Below are 11753 nucleotides of genomic sequence, written 5' to 3' on the forward strand. Positions count from 1 at the left end.
CAAAAAGAACCGTCAGGATTGACGGTTCTTTTTTATGAAGATTAAAGCGAATCATCTATATGTGAGGTGAAGGGCTGATTAATTCGATTCACGCAGCACAACGATTTCAACGCGTCGGTTTTTGGCGCGGTTTTCCAAAGTATCGTTTCCGGCAACAGGGCGTGTATCTGCATAGCCAGAAGACATGAACTTTTTCGGATCTAGCCCAGCCGTATTAATGAAGTAGCGAAGCACCGATAGTGAACGCTCGTTTGAAAGTCCCCAGTTGTCCCTGTATAAGGACCCCGTTGCCAAAGGTAGGTTATCCGTGTGACCTTCAATGCTGATCGTTGTATTCAAGGTCGGGAAGAGAGTGGCCAGTTGGTTTAAAATGGGGAATGCTTCTTTTTTTAGCTCGGCTTTACCAAGATCGAACAAGAATAGGTCGTTTAGAGTGACTGAAATGCCCTTCGGCGTATTGGCTGCGAACACCTGAGCTTGCAGGTTTTGCTGCTGAATGTACTGCTGTATCTTCTCCAATAAGTTTTCCAGCTGCTTCTCACGAATTTCTTTTTGTTCTTTCTCTTCCTTCTCTTTTTTCTCCTTCTCGGCGTTTTCGGACTTGTCGCCTTCGTTAGCCTTGGCCGTACTGACACGACCGAGGACTCCTTGCCCTTGCGGAAGCACGGAATCGGCTTTTTTGTATTCGAAATTAAGTGCTTGCGATAGGATTTGATATTTCTCTGTATCGATCTTGCTCATCGCATACATGATAACGAAGAAGATCAGAAGCAGCGTGATTAAATCTGCATAGGTAATCAACCATCGCTCGTGATTTTCATGCTCGGCATGCTTCTTATTTCTCCTCGCCACTGATATCACCTTCCGTATTCTTATGGTTTTGATGGAGGAAGGACTTCAGTTTCTTTTGAATTAACTGAGGATTCTCGCCTGCTTGCAAAGCTAAGATTCCTTCAAGCATCAATTCCATTTCAGAAATTTGTTCTTTGCTACGAATTTTTATTTTGGTTGCTATAGGTAAATACACCACATTCGCAGAAGCGACACCATATAATGTAGCGGTAAAAGCAACAGCGATGGCGGGTCCCAAACTGCTCGGATCAGCCAAGTTGCCCAGAACGTGTATCAGCCCCATAACTGTACCAATAATACCCATAGCAGGCGCATAACCACCGGCAGTTTCAAATATTTTGGCCCAGCCCTCATGATGATGCTCAAGCGCGTCCATTTCGAGCTCCAGAATTTGACGAGTTAGTTCAGGATCGGTACCATCAACAACCATCATAAGCCCACCGCGTAAGAAGCTGTTGGGATGCTCCACGGCACGTTGCTCAAGAGCAAGTACTCCTTCTCTGCGGGCAACCGTGGCCATATCTACGAGCTCCTCAATGATAGTCCCAGGTTCTCTTTTGGTTTCCTTGAATGCCATGCTAAGGGCCTTGCCGATATCCTTCAGGCGTGACATGGGGAAGCTAATTGCGATAGCACCTGCTGTTCCCCCGAAGATAATTAACATCGCGCTGGGAACAATAAGAGCTCCAATATGGCCGCCGTCCCACATATAACCGCCTAGCAAAGCCCCCAGACCTATTACAAGACCTATAATCGTTGTTAAATCCACGTTCCTACCACCCCTAGATTCAATAAATTAATATTTCTCTTCATACGGATCTATATGATTAAAATTCCTGTAACCCACTAATTGAGGAAAGCTTTAATCGTTTGCAACAAAAGATGAAAAAAGGTATAATATATGGGAACAAGTATTCCTATAAGGAAAAAAGTCGAACGGAGTCAATACACGTCGATAGATCATATTATTTATCGGAAACAATTGTTTAAAAGTTAATAGAACATGACTTTTTTCAATAGGCGGGTGATAGAATGAGCGAGGTAACGATAAGGAATAAACCATTTGAGCTGATATCGGATTTCTCTCCGCAGGGAGATCAGCCTATGGCAATTGAGAAGCTGTTAGAAAGTATTCAAGCGGGGACGAGATATCAGACATTGCTGGGCGCTACAGGAACAGGTAAGACGTTCACAGCGGCTCAGGTGATATCGAAGCTGAACCGACCTACCTTGTTGATCGCACACAACAAAACATTGGCTGCACAGCTGTGCAGCGAATTGAAGGAATTTTTCCCGAATAATGCCGTGGAATATTTCGTCAGCTATTATGATTACTTTCAACCAGAAGCATACATTCCATCTTCGGATACATTCATAGAGAAAGATTCAAGCATCAATGAGGAAATCGATAAGCTGCGTCACTCAGCGACCAGCTCGTTGTTCGAACGACGAGACGTAATTGTTGTAGCTAGCGTATCCTGCATATACGGCTTAGGTTCACCGATAGAATATGGCAACCTGGTGCTGTCGTTACGTGTCGGTATGGAGCGGTCGCGCAATGATATCCTGCATAGTCTGATCGATATCCAGTATCAGCGCAACGATATGAACTTTGTCCGCGGTACGTTCCGCGTCCGTGGTGATGTTGTAGAGATTTTCCCTGCTTCGCATGGCGAGCAGGCTGTAAGGGTAGAATTGTTCGGAGACGAAATTGAGCGCATTACGGAGATTAATGTTCTGACCGGCGAAATTCTGGGCGAACGCGATCATATCGCAATCTTTCCGGCATCTCACTTCGTTACCCATGAAGATACGATGAAGCGCGCGCTTATTAACATCGAGCGGGAGCTGGAGGAACGACTGACGGAGCTGCGTGAGAACGGCAAGCTGCTGGAGGCTCAGCGGTTGGAGCAGCGGACGCGGTATGATATCGAGATGATGCAGGAAATGGGCTTTTGTTCGGGGATCGAGAATTATTCGGGGCCTTTGACGTTCCGTGAACGGGGAGCAACGCCGTATACATTGTTCGACTATTTCCCAGAGGATATGCTAGTGATGGTGGACGAATCTCACGTATCTCTGCCACAGATCAGGGGGATGTACAACGGAGATCGGGCTCGTAAGGAAGTGTTGGTGGAGCATGGGTTCCGTTTACCATCGGCCATGGATAACAGGCCGCTTCGATTCGAGGAATTTGAGGGTAAGGTGAAGCAAGCTGTGTTTATCTCTGCTACACCAGGCCCTTTCGAGCTGGAGCATTGTCCTGAGATGGCAGAGCAGATAATCCGGCCAACCGGTTTGTTGGATCCGATTATTGAGGTAAGGCCGACGAAAGGTCAGATCGATGATTTGCTGGCGGAGATCCATGACCGAATTCGCAAGGACGAGCGAGTGCTTATAACTACTTTAACGAAGAAGATGTCAGAGGACCTAACGGACTATCTGAAGGAGATCGGGATTAAGGTTCGCTACCTGCATTCGGATATTAAAACACTGGAACGGATGTCTATTTTGCGTGATTTGCGATTGGGCGTATTCCATGTGTTAATAGGTATTAATTTGCTGCGGGAAGGCTTGGACTTGCCGGAGGTATCGCTTGTTGCCATTCTGGATGCTGACAAGGAAGGTTTCTTGCGTTCGGAACGATCGCTGATACAGACGATTGGCCGGGCAGCGAGAAATTCGAATGGTCGGGTTATTATGTATGGAGACAAAATAACGGATTCGATGGAGAAAGCGATTCGTGAAACGAGTCGCCGCCGTGAGATCCAAATTGCCTATAATGAGGATCACGGGATCACTCCACAAACGATACAGAAGAAGGTTCGGGACGTTATTGAGGCAGTCAAGGTGGCTGAACAGAAGGCCGATTACTTAACGGATGTGAAGCAGTCTAAGATGTCCAAGAAGGATCGAATTTCGTTGATCGAGCGTCTGGAAGTGGAAATGAAAGAAGCAGCCAAAAATCTGCAGTTTGAACGGGCGGCTGAACTGCGTGATGCGGTGATGGAGTTAAAAACGGAGCTGTAGAAAAAGTTAAAAGCAGGCCAGTAGTTGGATATAATGGGTAAAAGCATAATGAGATAGAGAATCCACCGTAGAAGGATTCTCTTGTGATATATAAAGGATGGTGGGAACCAAGTGGTCAGAGATAATATCGTAATCAAAGGCGCGAGAGCGCATAATTTGAAAAATATAGACGTTACGATCCCCAGGGATCGTTTTGTCGTGCTCACAGGGCTCAGTGGCTCTGGAAAGTCATCGCTCGCCTTCGACACGATTTATGCCGAGGGCCAGCGTAGGTATGTCGAATCATTATCTGCATACGCACGTCAGTTTTTAGGACAGATGGATAAACCGGATGTGGATTCAATTGAAGGATTGTCGCCAGCCATTTCTATCGACCAGAAGACCACAAGCCGTAATCCACGTTCCACCGTGGGTACTGTAACGGAAATTTACGATTATCTTCGTTTGTTGTTTGCACGAATCGGCCGTCCCCACTGTCCAGATCATAAGTTAGAGATCACATCTCAGACGGTCGAGCAGATGGTTGACCGGATTATGGAATACCCGGAGCGGACACGGCTTCAGATATTAGCGCCGATCATCTCGGGACGTAAAGGTGAGCATTCCAAATTGCTGGCGGATATTTCGAAGCAAGGATTTGTTCGTGTTCGTGTAAATGGCGAGACTATGGATATATCGGATAAGATTGAGCTTGATAAGAACAAGAAGCATTCGATCGAAGTGGTTGTTGACCGGATTGTTGTGAAAGACGATATTCACAGCCGTTTGGCAGACTCATTGGAAACAGCGTTAAAGCTGGCTAACGGAAGAATTATCGTAGACATTTTGGAGAAAGAAGAACTGCTGTTCAGTCAGAACCTTGCATGTCCCGAATGCGGATTCAGCATTGAGGAGCTAGCGCCAAGGATGTTCTCCTTCAACAGTCCGTTCGGCGCATGTCCTGATTGCGATGGATTAGGCAGCAAGATGATAGTTGATCCTGATCTGCTTGTCCCTAATCCGACGCTTTCCATTGAAGAAGGTGCATTTGAGGCATGGGCTGGCAGCACTTCGAACTATTATCCGCAGTTTTTGGCTGCTGTATGTGAGCATTACAACATTCCTACGGACAAGCCCGTTGCGGAGCTGCTGCCAGAGCAACTGAAGAAGCTTTTGAATGGCACTGGTGGTGAGAAGGTCCGTTTCCGTTATGAGAATGATATGGGGCACAAGAAGGAAGCGCTAGTACCTTTTGAGGGCATTATAAATAATTTGGAGCGTCGTTATCGGGATACGTTCTCTGACGGCATTCGTGAGCATATAGAAGCCTACATGAGCTCGAAGCCATGCGGCAAATGCAAAGGGCAGCGCTTGAAGGCTGAATCGTTGGCAGTTACAATCAATGGGAAGAATATTGCCCATGTAACTTCCCTCTCCATTGGTGATTCGCAGGAATGGTTTGAGGGGCTGACGCTGACCGATAGAGAGCTACAGATAGCGCATTTAATATTTAAGGAAATCAATGCTCGTCTTGGCTTTCTCGTCAATGTAGGTCTGGATTATCTAACCATGCATCGTGCAGCAGGAACCTTATCAGGCGGTGAGGCCCAGCGGATACGATTGGCTACGCAGATTGGCTCGAGCTTAATGGGCGTGTTATACATCCTGGATGAGCCGAGCATCGGCTTACACCAAAGGGACAATGATCGTTTAATTAAAACGTTGGAGCATATGCGCGATTTGGGCAATACGTTGATTGTCGTTGAACATGATGAAGATACGATGCTTGCAGCTGACTATATTATTGATATTGGTCCTGGAGCGGGTATCCATGGAGGTACAGTGGTTTCCCAAGGGACACCGCAAGAAATTATGGATGATCCAGGATCCTTAACTGGGCAATATTTAAGTGGGAAGAAATTCATTCCTATAGCAGCTGAACGCCGGAAGCCGAATGGAAAATGGCTTGAAATTAAAGGCGCCAAGGAAAACAATCTACGCAATGTTAACATAAAGATTCCTTTAGGTGTATTTGCGTGTGTAACTGGGGTATCGGGTTCAGGTAAAAGTACATTAATTAATGAGATCTTGTACAAAACGTTGGCCAAACAACTGAATGGTGCCAAGGTTCGTCCCGGTGAATACCGAGATTTCATTGGGTTGGAGCATGTCGACAAGGTTATTGATATTGATCAGTCGCCAATTGGTCGGACGCCGCGTTCTAATCCTGCAACCTATACAGGAGTGTTTGATGATATTCGCGACGTATACTCTAATACGAATGAAGCTAAGGTGCGTGGTTATAAAAAAGGCCGCTTCAGCTTTAACGTAAAGGGCGGACGATGTGAGGCTTGCCGCGGGGATGGAATTATTAAGATCGAAATGCATTTCTTGCCTGATGTCTATGTTCCATGCGAGATATGTAAGGGAAAAAGGTACAATCGGGAAACCTTAGAAGTGCAGTATAAAGGGAAGAACATTTCCGAGGTGCTTGGAATGACGATTGAGGATTCTTGCGAGTTTTTCAAAAACATTCCGCGTATTCATCGTAAGCTTAGCACTTTGCTTGATGTAGGCTTAGGCTACATGGACCTGGGACAACCGGCAACTACGCTGTCAGGCGGCGAAGCGCAGCGCGTGAAGCTAGCTGCTGAGCTTTATCGCAGAAGCACGGGCAAGACGATATATATTCTCGATGAGCCAACGACAGGGCTGCATATCCACGATATCGACAGGCTGCTTAAAGTGCTGCATCGATTGGTTGATAATGGCGATAGCGTACTTGTAATTGAGCATAATCTGGATGTCATTAAGACATCTGATTATATGATCGATCTAGGGCCGGAAGGCGGCAGCAAAGGCGGTACCATTGTAGCTACAGGTACACCGGAGGAAGTCGTGAAGGTGGAAGGCTCTTACACAGGTCGCTACTTGAAACCAATACTTGAAAGAGATAAAGCTCGCTCTGAGGACTATGCACAGCGGCTTAAACAGATGGAAGATGTGGTAGTGTAGGGTAGGGTAAATATGCCTTAAAAATAGAATCAAATACTAGCCTTAACTCAGATGGAGATCGGGTTATGGCTAGTATTTGATATGTGGTACATAGGATAACGATTTATAATGAGAAAATTGGGGAATCATTAGATAAGGCAAAGAAAGTATGAAACAAACGCAAATGTTGACAAACTTGTTACACTTTGCTGAATTACTTGCACTTCAAAGCCAGTCAAGATAAGATAGAAACTAAGCATTTTCGTATACTAGAGGAGGTCTCTCGATGTTTTTAGCTGAAGAGGCAGCGCAAGCAGCGAGCAAATTTACCGGCTTTGATCCATTCGTGTTATTGTTCACGATTATTATTGCTATTGGTGTTGTTCGGTTGCTGATTGCTCCTAAGAAAAATCTTTTTGCTATCGGTTTTGGTGGCGTTAGCTTGTTGGTGTTTTTGATTATGGATACCGTTATGGTACTCAATTGGATGGATAAACTGTAAAGATCGAATCCTTGCGATCGTCGCAAGCTTCGACGCACGTAAATGAAGCCCTTACCACTTCACGGTGGTCTTAGGGCTTTTTTGTTCAGAGGTTATAATTGTTTCAATAAAAAAGCCGAGGAGCGTGCTCCCCGGCTTTTAAGTATTACACCCACCACATTTGGGCTAGTGGTTCCTTGATCAGCACCTGCTGCAGGTTTTCAACAGCTTTAGTAAAACCTTCATCTACGGACATTAAGCCGTCCTCATGCTCTATGCTCACTACATAATCGTAGCCAACCAATCGAAGCGCGCTAATGATATCCGCCCATGTTTTCATATCATGGCCGTAGCCTACAGTACGGAACTGCCAAGCACGGTCAAGCATCATGGTATAGGATTGCATATCGGTAACACCGTGCTTATTGATGTTGATCGGATCGATTGAAGTATCTTTGGCATGGAAGTGATGAATAGCGCCTGCACGTCCAAGAATTTGTACAGCTTGCACCGGATCAATACCTTGCCACCACATATGGCTAGGATCAAGGTTCGCGCCAATGACATCGCCTGCAGCTTCGCGAAGGCGCAATAGTGTTCCAGGAGTATGTACGGAAAAGCCGCCATGAAGCTCTAACCCGATCTTTACATTGCGGTCAGAAGCATATTTACCTGTCTCAGTCCAGTAAGGGATGACCTTGTTAGCCCACTGCCAGTCTAGAATTTCCTGATAATCAGTTGGCCAAGGAGCAACCGGCCAGTTCGGATATTTTGCTCCTTCATGGTCGCCTGGGCAACCCGAGAACGTATTTACAACAGGAACCTCGAGCTTTTCAGCGAGATCCAATGTTTGGATGATAACATCATGATGCTCTTTTGCAATCGGTTTTTGTGGGTGTAAAGGATTCCCATGGCAGCTCAAAGCACTGATGATTAATCCGCGGGACTCGACCGCTTTTTTGAATGCTTTCAATTTCCCTTCATCAGCTAACAGCACTTCAGGGTTGCAGTGAGCATTGCCGGGGTAACCGCCTGTGCCGATTTCAATCGCTTCCAAGCCTTTTGAAGCAATATAGTCCAGCGATTCTTCCAATGATTTTTGTCCAAATAATACTGAAAATACGCCTAACTTCATAAGACACCTCCGATAAAAATGTACGCGTGTACGCGACTCTCCCAAAGTATAGCATTGTTTGGTTACTTCTCAAAGTATAAGATGCGGACAAACTAGCTTAGTTCATTTTTAAATTAAATGCTTCGACAGTTGTCTCGACACGGTTCCCATTTCTTTGCAGACAAGACGCGCTACAATAATGAAGAAGTATATTTTCATGAAATGAGGTGCATTCACGAATCCGAGACTTAACTTTGTCAAAGGGCTGTCTTGCAAATGGGTACATAATTTTGGATGAGAGGACGAACCAGCATGCACAATAAGGAAACTCAAATTGTAGAAACAGCTTTAGGCCAATGGCTTCGTTTCCCTAAAGGCTTTAGAAGGTCCTCCTGCTTGGTCGAAGTTTCTAGTCATATTTCCCTCAATATTGATTCGAAAACCGGTAAGGTCCAGGTTCACAAGAAGGATCACGATCAGGTATATCAATATCTCGGAGAAGTGTTCATAACGGCCATCCATAATCAAATCCATTGTTCCACCTTGCAAGCCCATATAAGCGACCGTTCGGAATCGTTGTTCACAGCAGCGCATCAGGTTTCAATGATCGATAATGCAAAATCGGTAGAGAAGGGAGAATCGGCATGAGAATCAAATTTGAGGATATGGAAATCCCAGTAACGTTCTTATCAAGCGATCATAAAATGATTCCCAGGCTCATTCAAGTGCTGCAGACGAGGAAAGTAACCGGGGGGCCAGGCACATTATTCGATTTAGAGCAATTGGAGCGTATAGAGGTGGTTGGAAATGAGGCGTATTTATATTCTAAGGCGGGTCCAGCTTCAGGAAGGGTTTGCTTGGCCCTGCATGGCTAGGCATAGTTAGGCTTGGGGAAATATGAAAGCCCTTAAAAATTGAAAAAAGAGGAAGTTCACTTGCCGTTACTTACGGAAAGTGCTCTTCCTCTTTTTATTGTCGATCAGAAGGGCCAATTAAATAGGCCGCGGTAAATTTTAAACACGGTTTCCTCACTACCACTGTAAATAATAACAGAGACGGTAACAATCAATTGAGTAAACGCGCAGCGAGCGAAGAAATAGGCTTTGGTGACCTTTTTCTTGTTGACTGTAGATTTGCCCAATAGATTTTCAAGGGCCATCACAATGCCATGGTACAAGCCGTACAAAAAGTAAAGCCAGCTAAAGCCATGCCACAGTCCAATCAGCACCATGATGAGGATGGACAAGCAGGCTGCGGTTGCTTTGCTAGGGGCTTTTCGGGAAAAGAACATAAAAATGTGATCGCGAAACCAGTCACCAAGTGTTGCATGCCAATTACGCCAAAACTGGGTAAGTGTGGGTGATTGGAAGGGCTTTTTGAAATTTTCCGGAATGTTATAGCCCATCAGTCGGCCAAAGCCGATAGCAATATCTGAGTAGCCGGAAAAGTCGAAGAAAATAAGAGCATAAAACCAAATCATCAGAAATAATGATTCATGGGTGTGCAGCTCCTGCTGCTGCATCTGGTTAAACAAATCAGTCATCCAGGTGACGAGTACAATCTTCTTGAACATTCCGAGAATGATTCGTTTGACTGCAGCCTCTACCTGTCCTGAGTTTAGCTGATAGGGCTGCTTGGTGTCAGCCATAAAGTCGCGGAACTTTAGAATGGGACCGGAGGTAAAGGTCGGCACGAACAAAATGTAATTGGCGTAATCGAGCGCAGGCGTTCGAGCCTCCTTGCCGAAAAAATAGGCGAAATAATAGGCATCGATAACTTTCAGCACATTGTAAACAAGTCCGAGTAGTATGACCACATCGAAGAGAGGGTTCTCGAATACCTTCATACCGAACAGCCTTAAACAGCAAACTCCTGCCACATTCAGCGCGATGAGTGTAATAAACCACCCCTTGCGCCAAGAGGTAACATGACATAAAAAGAGGAAGCCTAGATAGTTAAGCAGAGTATAGACCACATAAAAGACAAAAAGCTTCTTACTGAACACCAGCAAGAAACAAAGATTGAACGCGAGCAGCAAAATGCGCTTATTGTGCGGCCACCATCGGGTCAGTGCCAGAATAAGGACCATGCCGATCATCGCTACAACCGCGTTCATGTTCAAATACCACATAGCGATACTCCCTTAGTGAAAAAATCGGCGGCTTCTAGGAGAGCGGCGAATAAGCAGCAGAGAGGGCGGAATCATTCCTAAGAAACGTCAGAATTCGACAACATTTATTGTAAGAATGATCCGCCGCCCGCAGCGGGTTACTGTTCACCGAGCTAACTTACTTCTAGAATCCTTCGTAAATAAAAAGTCCCTTACCAGTAAAATAAATCAAAACCATGATCAGCATCGCTGTATAGACGATTATTTCGAAGATTTTGCGAGCGAAAGGAGCCATGCGTCTACCTCCTTCGTAAATACGGGAGCACCCTCTTGGCGGCTCAAATGGACGAGATCATGAAAATATTTCGGATCATACTTTTGCAGCAGGTCCAGTACGGGCACCTGATAAGCCGCAAGACGGCGATTTACGTCTTCTTGTAGTCCAGGCATATACTTAGGAAGTGCGTATCCTTTATTCCATGGCATCCAAACTACACGCAGCGGCAGCTGATTATCCTTGGCATACTGTAAAATCCACTCAAGGGCTTGCAGATTGTCCTTGTAGTCGCGCTGCGACATCCAGCCGAAGCGTTGCTCGTAGTCGTCCCATTTCGTACGTAGTTCTGCGTCGGTTTTATGACCGAAATAGAGCTCTTTATCGATCCAGCGCGGCTCGTAAGCAAGCAGCTGTGAGCGGTTCAGTTCCAGTGTCCCTTTGTATAGCTGACGCACAAGCTCTGTTCCCGAATCGCGGAAATAATCGCGGTAAGTGTATACATAAGGCTGATACCATGGTTTGAACCATTGGTAGGTCGGGTCTGTTTCCAGGCTGTCGAGCATCGTATGTACATCGATACCGATAACTAGAGGGCCTTCGAAATGGTAGCGCTTCTGCTCCAAAATGGCTTTCAGGTCAGTGAGCTTCCCGTAAGAGAGACCCATTTCTACAAGTCCGGACTTGGAGTCCTTCTCCACAAATGCACCTGTTACCGAGGAGTTGCCGTAAAATACGGAACCGCGATCTTGCCACTGATGGTGGTAGAGTGTTTTGGTAAAGTCGTTCTTATAAAAGCGCCGCGATGTAACCATCGGATCCCATGCGGTGATGAGAAGATCCGACAGTACAAACGCGGCTAGTAGCAGCAGCACAAAGCTGTTTTTGCGAAAAAAAGCTATCAGTTTCATAATGGAAC

10 protein-coding genes are annotated in these 11753 nt (G+C 45.7%); 5 read left to right on the forward strand and 5 right to left on the reverse strand.

Annotated elements, in window-relative coordinates; all coding sequences use genetic code 11:
* Nucleotides 1–78: 78 nt before the first annotated feature.
* Together GC093_RS18360 and GC093_RS18365 are read right to left on the reverse strand one after the other, a co-directional pair.
* The gene (locus tag GC093_RS18360; protein WP_171653339.1) at nucleotides 79–852 is read right to left on the reverse strand and encodes a flagellar motor protein MotB; all 774 of its coding nucleotides are present in this window, start codon (nucleotides 850–852) and stop codon (nucleotides 79–81) included.
* The gene (locus GC093_RS18365) at nucleotides 836–1621 is read right to left on the reverse strand and encodes a flagellar motor protein (protein WP_171653340.1); all 786 of its coding nucleotides are present in this window, start codon (nucleotides 1619–1621) and stop codon (nucleotides 836–838) included. Before GC093_RS18365 ends, GC093_RS18360 begins: the two co-directional genes overlap by 17 nt.
* 263 nt (nucleotides 1622–1884) lie before the next feature.
* Between GC093_RS18365 and uvrB the strand changes: the two genes are divergently transcribed.
* The 3 genes from uvrB (at nucleotide 1885) to GC093_RS18380 (ending at nucleotide 7357) form a co-directional block, all read left to right on the forward strand.
* Nucleotides 1885–3882 (forward strand): excinuclease ABC subunit UvrB, encoded by a 1998-nt coding sequence (gene uvrB / locus GC093_RS18370; RefSeq protein WP_171653341.1) that lies wholly within the window; start codon nucleotides 1885–1887, stop codon nucleotides 3880–3882.
* A 111-nt stretch (nucleotides 3883–3993) separates the two neighbouring features.
* Nucleotides 3994–6876, forward strand: coding sequence for an excinuclease ABC subunit UvrA (gene uvrA / locus GC093_RS18375; RefSeq protein ID WP_171653342.1), 2883 nt, complete (start codon nucleotides 3994–3996; stop codon nucleotides 6874–6876).
* Nucleotides 6877–7141: 265 nt separating this feature from the next.
* Entirely contained in the window at nucleotides 7142–7357 is a 216-nt protein-coding gene (locus GC093_RS18380) for a hypothetical protein (RefSeq protein WP_171653343.1), read from the forward strand.
* A gap of 145 nt (nucleotides 7358–7502) precedes the next feature.
* On the opposite strand, the gene GC093_RS18385 is transcribed toward GC093_RS18380, so the two are convergent.
* Nucleotides 7503–8471, reverse strand: a complete 969-nt coding sequence (locus GC093_RS18385) for a sugar phosphate isomerase/epimerase family protein (RefSeq protein ID WP_171653344.1) — start codon at nucleotides 8469–8471, stop codon at nucleotides 7503–7505.
* A gap of 291 nt (nucleotides 8472–8762) precedes the next feature.
* Between GC093_RS18385 and GC093_RS18390 the strand changes: the two genes are divergently transcribed.
* Together GC093_RS18390 and GC093_RS18395 are read left to right on the forward strand one after the other, a co-directional pair.
* The gene (locus GC093_RS18390; protein ID WP_216624688.1) at nucleotides 8763–9098 is read left to right on the forward strand and encodes a hypothetical protein; all 336 of its coding nucleotides are present in this window, start codon (nucleotides 8763–8765) and stop codon (nucleotides 9096–9098) included.
* Nucleotides 9095–9325 carry a hypothetical protein gene (locus tag GC093_RS18395; protein ID WP_171653345.1) on the forward strand — a complete coding sequence of 77 codons (231 nt, stop codon included), beginning with the start codon at nucleotides 9095–9097 and terminating at the stop codon, nucleotides 9323–9325. Before GC093_RS18390 ends, GC093_RS18395 begins: the two co-directional genes overlap by 4 nt.
* A 104-nt stretch (nucleotides 9326–9429) precedes the next feature.
* Here GC093_RS18395 and GC093_RS18400 read toward each other — a convergent pair whose 3' ends face one another.
* Nucleotides 9430–10581 (reverse strand): MBOAT family O-acyltransferase, encoded by a 1152-nt coding sequence (locus GC093_RS18400; protein WP_171653347.1) that lies wholly within the window; start codon nucleotides 10579–10581, stop codon nucleotides 9430–9432.
* Nucleotides 10582–10821: 240 nt separating this feature from the next.
* Complete coding sequence (locus GC093_RS18405; protein WP_171653390.1) at nucleotides 10822–11739, reverse strand: hypothetical protein; 918 nt, start codon at nucleotides 11737–11739, stop codon at nucleotides 10822–10824.
* Nucleotides 11740–11753 lie beyond the last annotated feature (14 nt).

This window comes from Paenibacillus foliorum, from assembly GCF_013141765.1.
Lineage (GTDB): Bacteria > Bacillota > Bacilli > Paenibacillales > NBRC-103111 > Paenibacillus_S > Paenibacillus_S foliorum.